Origin of the sequence: Pseudomonas morbosilactucae (assembly GCF_023241665.1) — a bacterium.
Taxonomy (GTDB): Bacteria; Pseudomonadota; Gammaproteobacteria; order Pseudomonadales; family Pseudomonadaceae; genus Aquipseudomonas; species Aquipseudomonas morbosilactucae.
This window is the reverse complement of the sequence record NZ_JALQCX010000019.1, coordinates 31,597-49,601: the sequence shown is the minus strand read 5'-3', so window position 1 is coordinate 49,601 and position 18,005 is coordinate 31,597. Positions and strand designations below refer to the sequence as shown.

The 18,005-nt window shown below is 63.8% G+C and carries 15 protein-coding genes and 1 pseudogene; 7 read left to right on the top strand and 9 right to left on the bottom strand.

The window, feature by feature from the left end; genetic code table 11:
• Positions 1–62 precede the first annotated feature (62 nt).
• The 4 genes from M1B35_RS12180 to M1B35_RS12165 all read right to left on the bottom strand — a co-directional run bounded on the left by M1B35_RS12180 (position 63) and on the right by M1B35_RS12165 (position 8,046).
• Entirely contained in the window at positions 63–2,915 is a 2,853-nt protein-coding gene (locus M1B35_RS12180; protein WP_268262014.1) for a sensor histidine kinase, read from the bottom strand.
• A gap of 94 nt (positions 2,916–3,009) precedes the next feature.
• Positions 3,010–4,200: a response regulator cyclic di-GMP phosphodiesterase PvrR gene (gene pvrR, locus M1B35_RS12175; RefSeq protein WP_123332691.1), complete on the bottom strand. Its 1,191-nt coding sequence runs from the start codon at positions 4,198–4,200 to the stop codon at positions 3,010–3,012.
• Complete coding sequence (locus M1B35_RS12170) at positions 4,187–7,018, bottom strand: ATP-binding protein (protein ID WP_268262013.1); 2,832 nt, start codon at positions 7,016–7,018, stop codon at positions 4,187–4,189. The genes pvrR and M1B35_RS12170 overlap by 14 nt, the downstream gene beginning before the upstream one ends.
• Before the next feature lie 206 nt (positions 7,019–7,224).
• Positions 7,225–8,046 carry an aldo/keto reductase gene (locus M1B35_RS12165; RefSeq protein WP_268262012.1) on the bottom strand — a complete coding sequence of 274 codons (822 nt, stop codon included), beginning with the start codon at positions 8,044–8,046 and terminating at the stop codon, positions 7,225–7,227.
• A 304-nt stretch (positions 8,047–8,350) separates the two neighbouring features.
• On the opposite strand from M1B35_RS12165, the gene M1B35_RS12160 reads away from it, so the two are divergent.
• From M1B35_RS12160 to M1B35_RS12135, 6 genes are all read left to right on the top strand, one after another.
• Complete coding sequence (locus M1B35_RS12160) at positions 8,351–8,566, top strand: TOBE domain-containing protein (RefSeq protein ID WP_268262011.1); 216 nt, start codon at positions 8,351–8,353, stop codon at positions 8,564–8,566.
• A gap of 46 nt (positions 8,567–8,612) precedes the next feature.
• Positions 8,613–9,650, top strand: a complete 1,038-nt coding sequence (locus tag M1B35_RS12155) for an isopenicillin N synthase family dioxygenase (RefSeq protein ID WP_123332700.1) — start codon at positions 8,613–8,615, stop codon at positions 9,648–9,650.
• A 27-nt stretch (positions 9,651–9,677) separates the two neighbouring features.
• Positions 9,678–10,487: a MetQ/NlpA family ABC transporter substrate-binding protein gene (locus M1B35_RS12150; RefSeq protein WP_123332701.1), complete on the top strand. Its 810-nt coding sequence runs from the start codon at positions 9,678–9,680 to the stop codon at positions 10,485–10,487.
• Positions 10,484–11,461, top strand: a complete 978-nt coding sequence (locus M1B35_RS12145; protein WP_123332703.1) for a methionine ABC transporter ATP-binding protein — start codon at positions 10,484–10,486, stop codon at positions 11,459–11,461. The genes M1B35_RS12150 and M1B35_RS12145 overlap by 4 nt, the downstream gene beginning before the upstream one ends.
• Positions 11,458–12,129, top strand: a complete 672-nt coding sequence (locus tag M1B35_RS12140) for a methionine ABC transporter permease (protein ID WP_123332706.1) — start codon at positions 11,458–11,460, stop codon at positions 12,127–12,129. Before M1B35_RS12145 ends, M1B35_RS12140 begins: the two co-directional genes overlap by 4 nt.
• Before the next feature lie 336 nt (positions 12,130–12,465).
• Positions 12,466–12,972, top strand: coding sequence for a hypothetical protein (locus M1B35_RS12135; RefSeq protein WP_268262010.1), 507 nt, complete (start codon positions 12,466–12,468; stop codon positions 12,970–12,972).
• 83 nt (positions 12,973–13,055) lie between these two features.
• On the opposite strand, the gene M1B35_RS12130 is transcribed toward M1B35_RS12135, so the two are convergent.
• The 5 genes and pseudogenes from M1B35_RS12130 to M1B35_RS12110 form a co-directional block, all read right to left on the bottom strand.
• Entirely contained in the window at positions 13,056–13,646 is a 591-nt protein-coding gene (locus M1B35_RS12130; protein WP_259740418.1) for a helix-turn-helix domain-containing protein, read from the bottom strand.
• A gap of 53 nt (positions 13,647–13,699) precedes the next feature.
• On the bottom strand, positions 13,700–13,861 hold the full coding sequence (locus tag M1B35_RS12125) for a hypothetical protein (protein ID WP_185039232.1): 162 nt from the start codon (positions 13,859–13,861) through the stop codon (positions 13,700–13,702).
• Between the two features lie 120 nt (positions 13,862–13,981).
• Positions 13,982–14,695: an ABC transporter ATP-binding protein gene (locus M1B35_RS12120; protein WP_123332710.1), complete on the bottom strand. Its 714-nt coding sequence runs from the start codon at positions 14,693–14,695 to the stop codon at positions 13,982–13,984.
• A 3-nt stretch (positions 14,696–14,698) separates the two neighbouring features.
• Positions 14,699–15,546, bottom strand: a pseudogene (locus tag M1B35_RS12115) (ABC transporter permease).
• Between the two features lie 82 nt (positions 15,547–15,628).
• Positions 15,629–16,621: an aliphatic sulfonate ABC transporter substrate-binding protein gene (locus M1B35_RS12110; RefSeq protein ID WP_123332714.1), complete on the bottom strand. Its 993-nt coding sequence runs from the start codon at positions 16,619–16,621 to the stop codon at positions 15,629–15,631.
• Between the two features lie 358 nt (positions 16,622–16,979).
• On the opposite strand from M1B35_RS12110, the gene M1B35_RS12105 reads away from it, so the two are divergent.
• Positions 16,980–17,927, top strand: coding sequence for an ABC transporter substrate-binding protein (locus tag M1B35_RS12105; RefSeq protein ID WP_268262009.1), 948 nt, complete (start codon positions 16,980–16,982; stop codon positions 17,925–17,927).
• Positions 17,928–18,005 lie beyond the last annotated feature (78 nt).

The window sequence follows — 18,005 nt, the reverse complement described above, 5'->3', positions numbered from 1 at the left end:
GTGTATTACGTTGATTGGTAAAAAAATACGCAAACTGTCGGTACATTAACCCCTGCGTTTCATTATTCAAGCGCCACCATCAGCTCGTCGATCCGCCCCAGCAACTGCTGCACTTCAAGGCTCAAGGCCGCGCTCAGCGGCGTCTCCTGTAACCGACATTCGAGCTCGGCACCGATCCTCGCCATGTCCGTGGCCCGAACTGCGCCCATGGCTCCGGCGATCCTGTGCAAGCACTCGGCGGCGACCTGGCTGTTGCCTTGGGCGAGGGCGGCGACGACTTGGCGCATGTCCTCGCGCATGGTGCGCACGAACAGGTCGCGCATCCTCGGCGGGACCTGCAGGCTGTCTTGCTCCGGCTCCGGCTCCGGCTCCGGCTCCGGCTCCGGCTCCGGCACGGGCGCCAGCGGAGTCGACGTGGCGTGTTCCAGCAGGGGCGTGTCCAGGGGCTGGCCGCGTTGCGCCAGGGACACCGCCCGGGCGATGGCGCGTATGTCGTAGGCGTCCACGTCCCGGCCCGTATCGAGGCCGCTGAGCGCACGGCCCGGGCTTAGCGCTCGGATGCAGGGGCCCGGCCAGGGGCGCAGGTTGGGATCGGGCAGCAAGTCCACCAGCACCGTGCGCTGGGCCGGCGGATCCCAGGTGGGCGGGAGCGGGTGGGCGGTGACGCCCAGCCGCTTGAGCCAGTCGCAAGTGCTTTGCATCAGCTCCGGCACCGGGGCGCGAACGTACACCCCCTGGCTGGCAGGCGGCACCTGGGCGTCGGGCAACAGGCCGGGCAGGGCGCTCAGGCTCAGGCGCAGGGAAAAACTGCTGCCCAGGCCGGGGTCGCTGGTCAGGCTTATGGTCCCGCCCATCATCTTGCTCAGGCTGCGGCCGATGGCCAGGCCGAGCCCGGCACCGGCCTCGCGGCTGGGCTCGCGTACCTGGTAGAACGGGTCGAAGACTTTCGGCTGCTCGCTGCCGGCAATACCGATGCCGGTGTCGGTGACCTGCCATTCGAGGCGCACCTGCGTGTCCTGGTGTTCCAGCACCCTGGCCCGGAGCACCACCCGCCCGGTGTCGGTGAACTTGATGGCATTGCTCAGCAGATGATCGAGGATCTGCCGCAGCCGAGTGGCGTCGCCGTGCAACAGGTTGGGCAGGCGTGGGTCGAGGCAGGCATACAGCCGCAGGCCTTTGCGCTCGGCGCAGGCGGCGTAGCGGTGCAGGCAGTCTTCGATCAGGTCCAGGGGGCAGAACGGCGCCGGCTCGAGGGCCATCTGTCCAGCGTCGATCTTCGCTACATCCAGCACGTCGCTGATCAACTGGAACAGGGTGCTGGAGGAGCGCTGAATGGTGTGCAGGTAATCCTGCTGGCGACGGTCCAGGGGCGTCAGGCCGATCAGCTCCAGGGTGTCCAGGACGCTGTGCAGCGGGGTGCGTATTTCATGGCTCATGGTGGTCAGGAACAGGGCCTTGGCCTCGCTGGCCGCGCCTGCCGCACGCTGGGCCTGTGCCAGCAGGGCCGCGTCTTCGAGGCGCGGAGTCATGTCGTTGAAGGCGCACAGCAGCACCTCCTGGCCCTGGTAGCGAGTGGTCACAAAGCCCACCTGCAGCGGGCGGCCGTCGATTTCAACCTGGGTTTCGCCGGCGTCGGCCCGTTGCGGATCGCGGTGGAGCAACGCCACCAGTTTTGCCGTGCTTTGCCACGCTTGGGCCTGGCGATTTTCCAGCAGCACCTTGCGGTCGCGTCGGCGCACCACGCACAGGCCGGTGGGCGCGGTGTCGATCAGCACCTGGCTGAAGGCCTCACTGTCGGCGATGCATTGCTGGGCCTGGCGCGTCGGGACGAGGATCCGCTTGCGGTACCAGCGGCTGGCCCGCCAACCGCCGATCAAGGCGATCAACGCCAAGCCCCCCAGGCCTACGCAGGCCCACAGTGCATAACCGAGGTCGTTGCCGTGGTTGAGGCTGTACAGCGCGACCCAAGGGTTGGCGGTGTCGCTGGAGATTTGGTAGGTCAGGCCGTGCAGCCCCAGGTTCAGGCCTTCGTGCAGGCCCACGGCGGCCGGGCCAGGGCCCACCAGGACCTTGCCGGAGGGGGCGATCAGGGTGAAGTGGTTGTACACCGAACGGGCCATCAATCCCTCGATGTGATTGGCGTGATCCAGGTTCAGCAGCGACGCCAGCACCATCCGCCGAGTGTCGCCCAGGGTGTGCAGGTGCTCGTCCTTCAGGTGCAGTTGGACGTACGCCAGCACGTTGAACCCGGTGTGTTCGCCTGCCGCTGGTGCGTAGGTTTCCCAGTGCACCGGGTTGCCCGCGGCGCCATTGCCCATCACCAGCCGATGGCGCAGCCGCCGCTCCAGCACCTCGGGATCGGGTTCGCCTGCCGGGCCAGGATGGCCCTGTGGTGGGCCGGCCACCGGCACGCTGAAGTCGAAGCGGCCGTAGCTGTTGAACAACACACTGCGTGGCGCCGGGTACGGGGAAGCCGACCAGAAGGCCCGGTACAGGTTCGACAAGTGCAGGCCGGTGGCGAAGACCTTGGGCGACTCGCTGGCCGTTGGCTGCTGCGGGTTGACGTGCAGGCTGAAGGGGTTGGCGTAGGGCGGTGGCGAGTCTTGCCCTGTGCTCGGCCCTTGTCGGGGGGCCGGGCCTTGTGGGTTAAGAGCCTGCTCGTCGTTCCCGCCTGTGGTGTGGGCGGCCTGCTGCGCGGCGGCGTGCCGGAGGAAACGCTCCTGTTCATGGATGTTTTCCATCAGTTGGGTGAAATGCAGCCGGGCGCGGCTGTTTTGTTCGTCGAGCAGGCGCTGGGTGCTCCCGTAGAGGACGGCGAAGAGCGACAGGGCCAGCCCCAGCACGGCCAGCAAGCCCCTGTTCAGGTGCATTGAACGGCGAGTCAGGTGCTCCAGGAGGGTGTTGCTGTCTGACATGACGGGGTTCCAAAACACATGAAGGGGCGCGACCTGCAGAACCTGACGGAAGCCGAGGTTTGCAGCGGGGAGTGGGTGGGGATCGGGGGTTGGGCTAATACAGCGTGGCGGGCCCGTCATGGTTCAGCAGTTGCTGGAACTGTTGTGCCGAGACCGCTTGGGAAATCAGGAAACCCTGGACCTGGGTGCACTCGATCTTGCGCAACAGGGCCAGTTCCTCAGCGGTCTCCACACCTTCGGCGACCACGGTCAGGCCCAGTTGGCGCCCGAGGGTGATGATGCTGGTCAAGGCCTGGGCCAGTTCTTCGTTGTGGTTGCAGCCCTGGACCAGGCAGCGGTCGATCTTCAGTTCGGTGAAGGGCGCCGACACCAGGTTCAGGTAGGAGCTGTAGCCCTTGCCGAAGTCGTCCTGGGATAAGCCAAAGCCCTTGATCCGCAGGCGGCAGGCGCCGGCGTAGAAGTGGCTGATGTCATCGGGAATCGAACACTCCATCAGTTCGAAGCACAGCTTGCCGGGCACCCCGCGACGCTCGATGACGAAGTCGTACAGGCGATCGGCCAGGTCGTGGCTGCTGAGCAAATGGGTGGGCAGATTGATCGACACCGGCACCTCGTAGCCCTCCAGGCGCCAGGCTTGCTGTGCCTGGAGGGCGTGCTCGAGCATCAGCCACAGCAGTTGCTCCTCCAGGCCGTGCTCGATCAACGCCGGCAGAAAGTGTTGTGGCAGCAGCGGGCCGTGTTGCGGATGGACCCAGCGCACCAGCGCTTCGGCGGCGACGATACGCCCGTTGGCCAAGGCTTTCTTCGGCTGGAACCAGGCCTGCAGCTGCTGGCTGTGCAGAGCCCCGAGCAGTTTTTCTCGGCTGATCTCCAGGCGGATCGGCGCCGCGCTGTCGTCGGGCTCCAGGCGCTTCAACTGGGCGGTCAGGTTGCTCAGGGCCGCCAGGTTCACCGGCTTGGAAATCAGCCCGATCACCGTGACCCCGAGGTTGCGCGCCACCAGGCTGGCGCCCATCAGCATGCGCCGCGAGGACGCGCTCATGATCGCCAGGGCCGGCTTTGAATGCTGGGTGGCCAGGCCCTGAATAAATTGCACGCCGTCCATGCCCGGCATCAGCAGGTCGGTGAGCACCAGGTCGAAGTGCCGCCGCTTGATGCATTTGAGCGCCTCTTCACCGTTGTGGGCGACCTCCAGCTGATAGCTCCCCAGTTCATTGAACAGGTGCTGCAGGTACATGAATTGGAATGGCTGGTCTTCAACAATCAAAATGCTAGAGGGTTTCATGGGAGGCTCGTTCATAGGGCGCCAGGTAATTGAACAGCGCGCGCAAGGCAAAAGGTTTGACCAGGCAGTGGTCCATTCCGGCGGCCAGGCACTGCTCTTCCTCTCCGCGCATGGCATTGGCGGTGGCGCCGATGATCGGGGTCGTGCAGCCTTGGCGGCGCAGTTCGACGGTCAGTTCGTAGCCGTTGAGCCGGGGCATGTTGACGTCGGTCAAAATCACGTCGAACTGGCCGGTTTGCCAGATGGACAAGGCCTCTGCACCGTTGGACGCCAGTTCTACCGAGCAGCCCAGTTCTTCCAATTGGTCCTTGAGAATCAGCTGGTTGATGACGTTGTCTTCGGCTACCAGCACATGCAGGTTGAGTTTCCTCAGCTCGCGAGCGTCGCTGTGTTCCTCGCTCTTGGCCACCCACACACCCTGGGCCTGGCTGACGGCCTGGTGGATGGCCCGCAGGTTATTGGTGTTGACCTGCCAGCAGTTGTCCTGAACCTGGGGTTCGTTGTGGCCATCGCCGCTGGCGAGGATCCGCGGTCCGCTCCAGCCAGGCTGCAAGGGATGCTCCAGCATGCCCGGGTGCAGCTCGATCAGCACGTTGCCCTGGCTGCGATCGGCCGGGCTTGGCAGGCTGAGCTGGGCCCGGGCCCCCCAGCGCCGCAGCCAGCCGGCCACCGACTCGGCCAGCTCGCGCACCGCTGAGACCACGTAGATCATCTCCGGCTGCAAACGGCCCAGGCCGTGGGGCTGGGGTTTTGGCGGCGAGGCTTCGAGGGGCAGGGTCAGGGTGAAACTGCTGCCCAGGCCGAGCTCGCTGACCATGCGGATATCGCCATTCATCAATTGGGTCAGGCGCTGGCAGATCGGCAGGCCCAGGCCGGTGCCGGCGATCACGTTGGTATTGCCCTCGGTCTGGTAGAAGGGTTGGAAAATCAGCGCCTGGTCATCCTGGTTGATGCCGCGACCGGTGTCGGACACCTGCCAGAGGATGCTCAAGCGTTCGCCGTCGCGATCCTCGACCCGAACCCGCAAGACAATGCGCCCTGAGTCGGTGAACTTCACCGCGTTGTTCAACAGGTTGCTGAGGATCTGCCGGATGCGTGTCAGGTCGCCGATCAGGGTCTCGGGCAGTTGTGGTTCGATGCAGGCATAGAACTGCAGGCCCTTGGCCTGGGCCGCCGCGGCGTAGCCTTGGATGATCTCGTGGACCAGGTCCAGGGATGAGAATTCGCTGAGTTCCAGAGCCAGTTGTCCGGCCTCGATCTTGGAGACGTCCAGCACGTCGCAGATCAACTGCAGCAAGGTCGCCGACGAACCCTCGATGGCCCGCAAGTAGTCCCGCTGCTGATTGTCCAGTTCGGTGCGCGAGAGCAGCTCCAGGGTGCCCAGCACGCCATACAGCGGCGTGCGGATTTCATGGCTCATGGTGGCCAGGAACAGGGTCTTGGCTTCGTTGGCGGTGTCGGCCAGGCGCTTGGCCTCTTCCAGGGCCGCCTCGATTTCCTTGCGCGTGCTGATGTCGCTGAAGGCACAGAACAGCACGTCCTCGCCTTTGTAGCGGGTGGGCGCGGAACTCAGGTAGAGGTGGCGCCCGGCGGCGGTTTCAAAGTAATCCGAACGGTTGGGACGGCCGGGGTCGAAGGCTTGCTCGATCCAGGCGGCGCAGAGCGGGTCACGTTCCGCACCGCTGCCCAGCCACTGTTGCGAAAGAGTGTTCTCCAGCACCACACGGCCATCGCTGCGACGCAGCACACACAGGGCCACCGGGGCGATCTGGATCACGTCACGGCTGAAGGCTTCGCTTTCGATCAGCGCCTGCAGGCGGTGCATGGCGGGGGCAATCAGGCGTTGCTCGACCCGGCGGGTCAGCAGCACGATCAGGCTGATGCTCAGCAGGCTGAACAGCAGCGCGCCCAGGCACTTCGGCCACAGGGCCTGGAGCAGGTGGCTCAGGTCAAAGGCATAGACCAGTTGCCAGTCCGAGGTGCCGAGCTGCTTGCGAATCACCAGGTGATCGGGCCAGCCGTGGTCGCCGACGAAACCGAAAAAGCTGCCGCCTTCGATCTGTTGCACCGCCTGGCTCAGGGCGTCGCCCGGGGTGCTGGTGAAAATCAGCGCGCCCTGGGCGTTGAACATCATGAAATCCCCGGCGCTTTGATCGCTCAGGGCGCTGGAGACGTTGTGGCTGTCCATCTCCAGGCCGAGCCAGCCAGAGTCCGGAAAGCGCTCGTCGAGGGGGGTGAAGATGTACAGCGGGGAGGAGGGCACAGACGGATCCATCAGCCAGCGTTCATCGCTGCTGGGCGGGGCCCCGGGTGTCAGGGCGCCCAGGCTGTTCAGCAACACCGGGGACAAGGCCTTGGGCCCCGGTGTGGCACTGAACAGGTACTGCACCGACGGGGTTTCGCCCGGGCGCACATAGAGCAGGTTGAGTTGTTGGTCTTTCAGGTAGTCGCGCATGCGCTGGGTCAGCCACAGGCCCCATTGCTTGCCGCGTGCATCCCCCAGTCGCAGGTGGATTTCCTCGCTGGAGCCGGTGTAGCCGGTGCTGCTGTCCTTGGCGGATTGGTGGACGGCCGACAGGCTCAGGCTTTCCAACAGGGCTTCGCGGCTGGTGAAAAAAGCCTGGGCTTCGGCAATCGCGCTGCTCATGTAGCTACGGCGCTGGGACAGGTCGGTGTTGATGGTCGAGCGCAGAAAGTTGTAGACCGCGCCGAGGATGCCCATCAGAAAAATCAACGCAACGAGCCGAAGCAGCCTGCGGGCTGCTTCGGGACTGGAAAAGAGAGGATTGATCTGAGGTAGGTAGCTTTTTAATCTCATGCGCCAACTTTACTGGCGAGCATGCCCAACACGGGATCAGACAATTCTTAAAACTTCAGTATTCTCAGGGGGTTGATGAACTTTTTTGTGAATGGGTGTCAGCGAATCTTCGCTGACCCGCTTTGAAGTTTCACCGCCGCCCCAAGGCCTTGGCCCGGTTTTATCGGTGATCGGTCCAGCGGGCCAATCGGCAAGTTCTGAGCGGCCTAGACCATTTCCAGGCGTTGCTTGCGTTGTGGGGCCTTGAACACCTGATCCAGGGCCAGGCAATCCTCGGGGGCCAGTTGCAGGTCGGCGGCTGCGGCATTCAGGGCAACGTGGGCCGGTTGGGTGGCCTTGGGAATGGCGATCACACCGTCCTGGCGCAGCAGCCAGGCCAGGGCGACCTGGGCCGGGGTGGCGCCATGGCGCGTGGCGATCTGCTGCATCAGTGGCTCGGCCAGCAGCGCACCGCCCTGGCCGATCGGACAGTAGGCCATCAACGGCATTGCTTGTTGCTGGCACCAGGGCAGCAGGTCGAACTCGATCCCGCGCGCTTCCAGGTTGTACAGCACCTGATTGGTCGCGCAGGCGGGGGCGTCGAGTTCCTCCAGGTCGGCGACGTCGAAGTTGGACACGCCCCAACGGCCGATCTTGCCTTGTTCGCGCAGGCGCTCGAAGGCCTCGACGGTTTCAGCCAGCGGGTACTGCCCGCGCCAGTGCAGCAGGTAGAGGTCGATGTAGTCGGTGCCGAGACGGCGCAGGCTGCCTTCGCACGCTTTGGGAATGCCCCCGCGACTGGCGTTGTGCGGGTACACCTTGCTCACCAGGAACACCCGCTCACGCAGGCCGGCGATGGCTTCGCCCACCACCTGTTCAGCGCCGCCTTCGCCATACATTTCGGCGCTGTCGATCAAGGTCATGCCCAGGTCGATGCCGTTGCGCAAGGCTGCGACTTCCCGGGGGCGTTGCCGGCGGTCCTCGCCCATGCGCCAGGTGCCCTGGCCCAGCACGGGGACTTGGGCCCCGGCCAATTGCAGCGTTCGCATCACCGTTCTCCCATCTGCGCTTCAAGGCCCTCAGGGAAACAAAGGCCCGGCATCCGGTCAAGCGTTGCTGAGCGATGCCCGACCGAGGCGTCAAGGGCCTTGGACAGCACCTTGAATACCCCCTGGCCGGCGGCAGGCAGGGCAGGCCGAGGCTGATCCGACGGGCAAAATCTTGGTTCTTGTTATTCTTTTATGGAATAAAATACTAATTATTTATTCCTTTAAAATCGAGCGGCAAGGGTGCACCTTTAGCACCAGAGGCTTCTAGCCCACCGGTACTCAACTCCACACAGGAATGCCCGACATGACCATCAAAGCCATCAACGTACGCAACCAGTTCAAAGGCGTGATCAAGGAAATCCACCAGGGCGAAGTGGTGTCCGAAATCGACGTGCAGACCGCTTCCGGCATCGTCACCTCGGTGATCACCACCCGCTCGGTGCGCGACCTGGAGCTGAGGATCGGCAGCGAAGTCATCGCCTTCGTCAAATCCACCGAAGTGTCCATCGCCAAACTCTGACGGCGGCGGCTCTCAAGGACGCCTGCAACTCACAGTGGAGTGAAACATGCCGCAGTCACTGGACATCACCGCCTTGCCTGTACTGGACCTCGCCTTGCTCGATGGCACGGCGACGCAGCGCCAGGCGTTCCTCGACGAGCTGCGCCATGCGGCGCGGGATGTCGGCTTCTTTTACCTCACCGGCCACGGTATCGACGCGGGCCTGCTGAGCCAGGTGCAGGACCAGGCCCGGCAATTCTTCGCCCTGCCGGACAGCGAGAAAAACGCCGTGGCCATGGTCAACTCGGCGCACTTTCGCGGCTACAACCGCCCTGCCTCGGAAATCACCCGCGGTCGCCCGGATTTACGTGAACAGTTCGACCTTGGCGCCGAACGCCCGGCCCTCGAACTGACCCCTGAAAGCCCCCATTGGGCTCGCTTGCAGGGCCCCAATCAATGGCCCGAGGCGCTGCCTCAACTCAAGCCGCTGCTACTGGCCTGGCAACAGGCAATGACCGCCATGTCGCTGCGCCTGCTGCGGGCGTTCGCCGAGGCCCTGGCACTGCCCGCCGACGCTTTCGACCCGCTGTACGGCGAGCGTCCCAACGAACACATCAAGCTGATGCGCTACCCGGGGCAGGCCGACGACGCCAGTCACCAGGGCGTCGGCGCCCACAAGGATTCCGGGTTCCTGAGTTTCCTGCTGCAAGACCGGCAGGCCGGGCTGCAGGTCGAGATCGAGGAGGGCCGCTGGATCGACGCGCTGCCCCGGGACAACGCCCTGGTGGTGAACATCGGCGAACTGCTGGAACTGGCCACCAACGGCTACCTGCGGGCCACGGTGCACCGGGTGCTGTCGCCGGCCCTGGGCCAGGAGCGTTTGTCGATTGCGTTTTTCCTGGGCGCCCAACTGGATGCCGTGGTGCCGCTGTACCCGCTGCCCACCGCCTTGCTGCGCGAAGCCCGGGGCCCGGCCAGCGACCCTGACAACCCGTTGTTTCGCGACGTGGGCTGGAACTACCTCAAAGGCCGCCTGCGTTCCCACCCCGATGTGGCCCAACGTTTTTATGCCGATGCCCTGGTGCCCAACGCCCAGACCGCCTGACCCCTCATTTGATCAAGGACTATTCCCATGCTGAAAAAAACCGCATTGACCCTGGCGGTGGTGGCCGGGCTGTTGACTTCGTTTGCCGCCAGCGCCAGTGAACCGCTGCGTGTGGCCGCCGACCCGGTGCCCCACGCGCAGATCCTGGCTTACGTGCAGAAGCTCGACCCGCAGCTCAACCTCAAGGTCATCGAGATTCCCAACGGCGTGAACTCCAACGAGCTGTTGGTCCATGGCGACGTGGACGCCAACTACTTCCAGCACCTGCCGTACCTCAAGTCCCAGGAGCAGGCTCTGGGTCAGAAACTGGCCGTCGCGGCGACCGTGCACATCGAGCCCCTGGGCATTTATTCCCATCGCCATAAAAGCTTCGACCAGGTGCCGCAAAAAGGCACGGTGGCGGTGCCCAACAACGTCACCAACCTCAGCCGCGCCCTGTACCTGCTGCAGGACAATGGCCTGATCAAGCTCAAGGCCGGTTTCAACGACCCTTCGACCGACCAGGCCACCCCCAAGGACATTGCCGAGAACCCCAAGCAACTGAAGATCCTCGAAATCGAGTCGCCGCAGATTCCCCGGGCCCTGGATGACGTGGACCTGGCGGTGATCAACGGCAATTACGCCCTGGAAGCCGGGCTGGTGCCGGCCAAGGACGCCCTGGGCCTGGAGAAGGCGAAGAACAACCCGTACGCCAATATCCTGGTGACCACGCCCAAGTTGCAGGACGATCCGCGCATCAAACAGTTGGCCAAGGACCTCAATTCGCCCCAGGTCGCCCAGTTCATCACCGAGCACTACTCAGGTTCGGTGATCCCGGTGGTGAGCAGCCAGCCATGATCCAGATCGAGCAGTTGAGCAAACGCTATGGCCCGGGGCAGCCCGCTGCCCTGGACCAGGTGTCCCTGAGCATCCCCGACGGCGCCGTGTACGGCATTCTCGGGCGCAGCGGCGCCGGCAAGTCGACCTTGCTGCGTTGCCTCAACCTGCTCGAGCGCCCCGACAGCGGGCGCATCCTGCTCGATGGGCAGGACCTCACGGCCCTGTCCGACTCGGCCCTGCGCTTGCAGCGCCAGCGCATCGGCATGATTTTCCAGGGCTTCAACCTGCTGCACTCGCGCAACGTGTTCGACAACATCGCCGTGCCCCTGGAAATCGCCGGCCTCGGCAAGCCCCAGCGGCGGGCGCGGGTTCTGGAATTGCTGGACCTGGTGGGCCTGGCCGACAAGGCCGAGGCCTTTCCTTCCCAGCTGTCCGGGGGCCAGAAGCAACGGGTCGGCATTGCCCGGGCCCTGGCGGCGCGCCCGGCCTATTTATTGTCGGACGAGGCCACCAGCGCCCTGGACCCGGAAACCACGGCATCGATTCTTCAACTGCTGCGGGACATCAACCGCCAGCTCGGCCTGACCATCGTGCTGATCACCCACGAACTGGACGTGGTCAAGTCGATCTGTGACCACGTGGCCGCCCTGGCAAATGGCCGTTTGCTCGAGGCCGGGCCCATCGGCGAACTGCTGGCCGACCCCGACTCCAGCCTCGGTCGTTCCTTGTTGCCGGGCTACACCCGGCCCCTGGGGGGCGAGCAGGCGGTGGCGGAGCTGACCTTTTTCGACCAGCAACGGGCGGCACCGGTGTTCCAGGAGCTGGCCAGCCAGGGCCTGGAGCTGGACTTGCTCGGCAGCGGCGTCGAAGTCATCGGCGGGCGCCAGGTCGGGCGTCTGCGCGTGGCCCTGCGCGAGCCGGGTGACGGGCGCAAGCTGGCCCAGGTGGTGGCCTTTCTCAAGCAGCGCGGCGTGCGCGCGGAGCGTCTATGAATCGCACCATCGACTGGAATGAAATTCTCCAACTGCTACTCAATGCCACCGGCGAAACCCTGTACATGGTGTTGCTGGCCGGGCTCTTCACCTTGCTGATCGGCCTGCCCCTGGGGGTGTTGCTGTTTATCAGCCGGCGTGGCGGCCTGTACCCGCTGCCCCGGCTCAACGCGAGCCTCGGCAGCCTGGTCAACCTGGGCCGTTCCCTGCCTTTTGTGGTGCTGTTGATTGCCCTGATTCCCCTGACTCGGCTGGTGGTGGGCACCACCCTGGGCAGCACGGCGGCGGTGGTGCCGATCACCATCGGGGCCTTTCCGTTTTTTGCCCGGATCGTCGAAAACGCCCTGGACGAAGTGGACAAGGGCCGCATCGAAGCAATCCTCGCCATGGGCGGCGACATTCGCCACGTGATCCTCAAGGTACTGCTGCCCGAAGCCTTGCCGGCGCTGTTGGCGGGGTTGACCCTGACCCTGGTGATGCTGATCGGCTTTTCCTCCATGGCCGGGGTTATCGGTGGCGGCGGCCTCGGCGACCTGGCGATCCGCTACGGCTATCAGCGCTTCAACAATGAAGTGATGGTGGCCACGGTGGTGGTCCTGGTGTTGCTGGTCCAGGGCGTGCAAAGCCTGGGAGACCGCCTGGTGCGTTCCCTGGCTCATCGCCGCTGAAAGGGTCGGCCTAGAGGCGTTTCTGGTCTTTTCGTAGCGCTGCCCGGCGAGGTCGAGGAAAAACTTCGACCGGGTTAGATCGATTATTTCTTTGGGTTATGTGCATAGCGTGCAAAGGCATATCCATAGCGCCGGAATATCGGTCACAAACACCGCTTTATCCGTCATGAAGGAGAATTGCGCGTTATAGCGGATATTCTCGCCACCGCTACACCGATTACCCCCGCCGCAACATCCATCGACGTTGCTGGACCGCCATCTTGCTGCTCTCGGGCCAGTCCCTAGAATCGGCTCCATTCGCTTGATCCGACTATCCAAGCTTCAGGGAGCCACACCATGATGAACGCCATGCAAATGCCAATGCCGATGAACAACACCATGCCGATGATGCCGATGATGGGCATGCCGATGATGATGGCGACCATGACCTGCGAAATGATGGACGACGGCATGCAGTGCAAGATGATGCCGGCCGCTGGCATGGACATGGCGATGTTCAAGAACAGCGCTGAAATGATGCAGATGATGAACTGCGGCATGCCGATGATGATGCACTGCGGCAACATGAGCATGATGTGCATGTCCCAGTCGGCCATGAGCATGCCGATGATGAACATGATGATGCCAATGCCGATGATGGGCATGCCCATGCCGTCGATGAAGTGCGTGATGGAATGCACCATGATGGCCGACGGCATGATGTGCAAAATCATGCCGATGGCCGGCATGAACATGGACATGATGAAGAACTGCTGCACCCTGATGATGAAAATGATGAACGACTGCAGCATGCCGATGATGATGAGCTGCAACGGCATGCCGATGATGTGCTGCACCTGCTGATACATCGCAGCGGCTGAAAGCACAAAGCCCGGCTGGGGTTATCCCGCCGGGCTTTTTCGTGTCTGTGATTTACGGCGGCGGGCTCAGTCCAGGCGTTCCGGGTGGGTCACCACCAGGTAGGCCACGGCTTCGCTGTCGGCCGGGTTGCGGTAGCGATGGGGCTGGTCGGCGTAGAACAGGATCGAGTCGCCGGTGGACAGCAGGTAGCGTTCGTCGTTGACGCTGATCTCCAGCACCCCCTGGGACACCACCAGGTTCTCCTGGACCCCGGGGCCGTGGCCTTCGGAGAACTCCTCGCCCAGGGGGCTGAGGCGCAATTCGTAGAATTCCGATTGCCGTGCGGTATCGAACGGGAACAGGGCGCGGCTGACAAAGGCGCCGTTGGCACTCACCAGACGCTTGCTCTGGCTCGCCGAGAGCAGGGCCACACCATCGAACGAACGCTGTTCAAGAAAGGCTGCCACGGACACCTTGAGGGCCTTGGCAATCTTGCACAGCACTTTGATCGACGGCACGCTGCGGCCGGATTCGATCTGCGCCAGCATCGCTCGGCTGACCCCGGACTGGCGGGCCAGGGCGTCCAGGGACAACTGGCGCTTGCCCCGTAGGCGCTGCAGGTTCTGCGCAACCCGGGCGCTGATCGGGTCTTCTTCCTGGGCTTCCAAGGCCTTCAACTCCAGGGCGGGTTCGTCGACGCTGGCCAGAAAGCGCGACGGATCTTGGGCGTTCACCCGAGACGGGTCTCGATGGTGCGGCTGGCCTGGACCCACTGCATGACCTGGAAACCGGCGTTGCGTGCATACATTTCCCACATGGCCCGTGCCTGTTGCTGCGCCTGCTTGCGTTTGCGGAATTGGGCGAGGTCGATAACCTTGTCAGTCGATTTCATAAGGCACTTCACTGTGGTGACCAATGGACGGGATGAACTGAGAGTACGTGGATATTTTTATAACGATAAATACTGATTATTTATTTATTAATTCCTTTTGGGTCTTAGTGCGGCCGCGCCTCAAATCACTTGGGCGCGGTGCAATTCGGTCAGCGCCAGGGCCTTGAGATTGGCCAGCAACGGGTCGCGCCGATCCCGGGGGTGAGCCAGGTCCACCGCCAGGTCGCGGCGAATGGTGCTGGGACGATTGTCCATCACCAGCACCCGGTCGCTCAGGTACAGCGCCTCGTCGACGTCATGGGTCACCAGCAGCAGGGCGATAGCGTGGTGGTCGGCCAATTGCAGCAGCAGGTCCTGGAGTTTCATCCGGGTAAAGGCATCCACGGCGCTGAAGGGCTCGTCCAGCAGCAACACCTGGGGCCGTGAATACAGGCCGCGGGCGATCGCCACACGCTGCGCCATGCCCCCCGAGAGCGCCTTGGGCAGGGCCTGGGCAAAACCGCCGAGGCCGACTTCTTCAATCAATTGCGCAACCCAGGCGCGGTCGTAATCGCGATCGGCACTGAAGCCGATGTTCTGTTCCACCGTCAGCCAGGGCATCAGCCGAGGCTCCTGGAACACGAAGGCCACTTGCGTGGCGTGGCTCTGCAGTTGGCCCTGAAAGTCTTGCTCCAGGCCGGCGACGATGCGCAGCAGGGTGCTTTTGCCGCAACCGCTGGGGCCCAGCAGGCTCACGGACTCCCGGGGGCGCAGTTGCAGGTGGATGTTGTTCAGCACCGTGGTCGTGGCGAAGGTCTTGCGCTCGACCCGGATGTCCAGCAGGTGTTCACTCATGGCTCATTCCTTGGCGTTGTGGCCGTTGAAGGTGTCGCGCCAGGCCAGGCAGCGTTTCTCCAGGCCAGCGAGCAGGCCGTCGCTGAGTTTGCCCAGCAGCGCCAGGACGATGATCGCGGCCAGCACGATGTCTGGGCGCGACGTCTCGCGACCGTCGCTGAGCAGGTAGCCAAGGCCCTTGGTGGCGGCAATCAGTTCCGCCGCCACCAGGAACATCCAGGCCAGGCTCATGCCGGCGCGCAAGCCAGTGAACAGGCCGGGCAGGGCCGCCGGCAGGAGAATCCGGCGCACCAGCCGCAGGCGACTGAAGCCGTACATTTGCCCGACCTCCACCAGCTTGCGGTCGATGTTGCGGATCGCCGCCACGCCATTGAGGTACACCGGGAAAAACGCGCCGATGGCAATCAGCACGATCTTCGAGGTTTCGTCGATCCCCAGCCACAGCAGCAACAGCGGGACCCAGGCCAGGCTCGGGATCGAGCGCAGGCCGGCGAAGGTCGGCTCCAGCCAGGCTTCGGCTTCCCGGCTCAGGCCGACCCAGGCGGCGAACACCAGGGCCAGGCTGGCACCGATGGCAAAGCCCAGCAGCACCCGCAACAGGCTGGCGCTGATGTGTTTCCACAAGGCGCCTGGGCCAGGTCGCCGAGGGTGACGGCAATCTCGCTGGGGGCGGGCATCTGGTAAGCGGGCAGCCAGCCGATGCGCACGATGATTTCCAGCACCAGGATAATCAGCACGGGCAGGGCCAGGCCCTTTAGGCGCAGGCGCCAGGCCGGGCTCAGGGACGAGGGCAGGGCGCGGGTTGCGGGCAGGGCCAGGCGTGTGGGCGGGTCGTTGCTTTTGCTGGTCATGGGGTTCTCCGATGACGGCGGGTGGTGGCGACCACGGCGAATCCGCGACGGGCGCGGATTCGGCGGCTGCAGACGGCGAGGGTTATTGGCGGGCGACGCTGTCCTTGGCGCCGGTGTCGAGCAACTGGTCGATCACCTGATCGACATTCACCCCACGGCGTACCAGCTCTTCAGAGACCAGGATCGGCGCGGCGGCCTTGGAGGCAATCACATCCTGGGCGCTCAATTGCGGACTATTAAGGTCAGTGCGCGACAGTTGCAGCTTGGCCACGTCCAGGGGCAGGCCGGATTCACTGGCCAGCAGTTGCGCCAGCTCGGCCGGGTTTTTCAGCGCCCATTCCCGGGCTTGTTCATAAGCGCCGATCACGGTCTGGATGGTCTGTGGGTGCTCCTTGGCGTATTTTTCGGTGACGCTGACCACGCCGTAGCTATTGAAGTGGCTGTTGCGGTAGAGCAGGCGCGAACCGGCCTGTACCTGGCTGGCGGCCATGTGCGGGTCGAGGCCGGCCCAGGCGTCGACGTCGCCTTTCTCCAGGGCGGTGCGGCCATCCGGGTGCTGCAGGTGCACCAGCTCCACGTCGTCCTTGCTCAGGCCGGCTTGTTGCAGGCTGCGCAAGGTAAACAGGTAAGGATCGGTGCCTTTGGTGGCGGCGATCTTCTTGCCCTTGAGGTCGGCGATGCTCTGGTACGGCGAGTCCTTGCGCACCACCAGGGCGGTCCATTCGGCGCGGCTGTAGACGTACACCGACTTGATCGGGCTGCCATTGGCCCGGCTCAACACCGCCGCCAGGCTGGCCGAGGAGGCGAAATCCACACCGCCGCTGTTGAGGTACTCCAGGGAGCGGTTACTGCCCTGGCTCAGTACCCAACTGACCTTGGTCTGGGGCAGGGCCTTTTCCAGGTAGCCGAAATGCTTGAGCACCAGGCTGACCGGCGAATAGTAGGCGTAGTCCAGGTGCACCTCGGCCGGCGCGGTTTCCGCCGCCTGTGCCAGGGGTTGCAGGCTGAGGGCCAGGGCACAGGCGCTGATCAGGTACTTGGCGCTGGCGAGGGAAAAGCGAAACGTGGTTTTCATGGAACGGCTCCAGGCAAGGCAACGATAGGGCGATATTCTTATTTCCGAAAAGTCGGATAGAAGGAGTTAATCCTGCTTAAAAGGAATATTGCAGGCTCTGTGCCATTTACCCCAAAGCGCCGCCCACGGGCCCCGCGCAAGCCTCCCAAACCCAGGCAACTGTTGCTCGCCAAACAGTCTGTTGGCCCACTGTTGCTCCATCAACATCTCCGCCTTGACCCTCATCGCCACCCAACTGAGCGCCCACTGAACCCCGATAAAACCGGCTATGTGCTTATGCATAAAACGTATTTCAGAATCTGATTCTAAGAGCGTTATGGTCTATGCAAATCGTCCCTCCCTTTCAAGGAATCACCCCATGAACCTCTCTCGATACCTGCGCGGGTTGCTTGCCAGTGCCTTGCTTGCGGCGCCTCTGGCGCAGGCCGCAGCCCCGGTGGTGCTGAATATCGGCGACCAGAACTACTACAACATCCGCGCCTCGGTGGAGGCCTCCGGGGTGCTGGAGGGCGCGCCTTATCGCGTCGAATGGAAACACTTCCAGGCCGCTGCGCCCCTGGCCGAAGCCCTGAATACCGGTGCCCTGGACGTTGGCTTCCTCGGTGATTCGGGCTTCCTGTTCCTGGCGGCCAAACAGGCGCCGGTCAAGCTGATCGGCGTCTCGCGGCAAAACCCCGACACCATCGCCTTGCTGGTGCCCAAGGACTCCACGGTGAAAACCATCGCCGACCTCAAGGGCAAGAAAGTCGCCTACTGGCCGGGTGCCTGGAGCCAGCAACTGACCTTGCGTGCTCTGGAGAAAGCCGGCTTGCCGGAGGACTACGTCGAGTTCGTCAAGCTGATGCCGATCGATGCGGCCGCTGCCTTGCCTCAAGGCAGCATCGACGCGTTTCCGGTCTGGGAACCCTACATCTCCCAGCAGATCGTGTTTTCCGGAGCGCGGCCGATCTTCACCGCCAAGGACCTGATGCCCGGGCTGAGCGCCATTGCCGCCTCGACCCCGGCCATTGAGAGTAAGCACGAAGCCATCGCCGACTTTCTGCAGCGCCTGAAAAAGGCCCGGGCCTGGGTCGACAACCACACCGATGAATACGCTGACCTGTGGGCGAAAAAAGCCAACCTTGATCAGAATGTCTCGCGCCATTGGTTGCGCCAGGCCCACCTGAGCATCGGCCCGGTGGACCAACAAGCCGCCAGCGACCTGCAGAGCACGGCGGATTTCCTGTTCAAGGTCAAAGCCTTGCCCGCACCCCTGGCCACCGCCCCGATCATCGACCCTTCGTTCGCCCAGGCCCTGGCGCAATAACCCCAGGCAATCCACCCGCCTCGAAACCGCCATCGTCGGCAAGCCGGCTCCCACAGAAGCGGGGCGCCGACGTGATCG

What these genes read in the sequence shown, in the direction of transcription:
- M1B35_RS12180 (WP_268262014.1), bottom strand. Translation starts at nt 2,915, where the DNA reads ATGTCAGACAGCAACACCCTCCTGGAGCACCTGACTCGCCGTTCAATG.
- pvrR (WP_123332691.1), bottom strand. Translation starts at nt 4,200, where the DNA reads ATGAAACCCTCTAGCATTTTGATTGTTGAAGACCAGCCATTCCAATTC.
- M1B35_RS12170 (WP_268262013.1), bottom strand. Translation starts at nt 7,018, where the DNA reads ATGAGATTAAAAAGCTACCTACCTCAGATCAATCCTCTCTTTTCCAGT.
- M1B35_RS12165 (WP_268262012.1), bottom strand. Translation starts at nt 8,046, where the DNA reads ATGCGAACGCTGCAATTGGCCGGGGCCCAAGTCCCCGTGCTGGGCCAG.
- M1B35_RS12160 (WP_268262011.1), top strand. Translation starts at nt 8,351, where the DNA reads ATGACCATCAAAGCCATCAACGTACGCAACCAGTTCAAAGGCGTGATC.
- M1B35_RS12155 (WP_123332700.1), top strand. Translation starts at nt 8,613, where the DNA reads ATGCCGCAGTCACTGGACATCACCGCCTTGCCTGTACTGGACCTCGCC.
- M1B35_RS12150 (WP_123332701.1), top strand. Translation starts at nt 9,678, where the DNA reads ATGCTGAAAAAAACCGCATTGACCCTGGCGGTGGTGGCCGGGCTGTTG.
- M1B35_RS12145 (WP_123332703.1), top strand. Translation starts at nt 10,484, where the DNA reads ATGATCCAGATCGAGCAGTTGAGCAAACGCTATGGCCCGGGGCAGCCC.
- M1B35_RS12140 (WP_123332706.1), top strand. Translation starts at nt 11,458, where the DNA reads ATGAATCGCACCATCGACTGGAATGAAATTCTCCAACTGCTACTCAAT.
- M1B35_RS12135 (WP_268262010.1), top strand. Translation starts at nt 12,466, where the DNA reads ATGATGAACGCCATGCAAATGCCAATGCCGATGAACAACACCATGCCG.
- M1B35_RS12125 (WP_185039232.1), bottom strand. Translation starts at nt 13,861, where the DNA reads ATGAAATCGACTGACAAGGTTATCGACCTCGCCCAATTCCGCAAACGC.
- M1B35_RS12120 (WP_123332710.1), bottom strand. Translation starts at nt 14,695, where the DNA reads ATGAGTGAACACCTGCTGGACATCCGGGTCGAGCGCAAGACCTTCGCC.
- M1B35_RS12110 (WP_123332714.1), bottom strand. Translation starts at nt 16,621, where the DNA reads ATGAAAACCACGTTTCGCTTTTCCCTCGCCAGCGCCAAGTACCTGATC.
- M1B35_RS12105 (WP_268262009.1), top strand. Translation starts at nt 16,980, where the DNA reads ATGAACCTCTCTCGATACCTGCGCGGGTTGCTTGCCAGTGCCTTGCTT.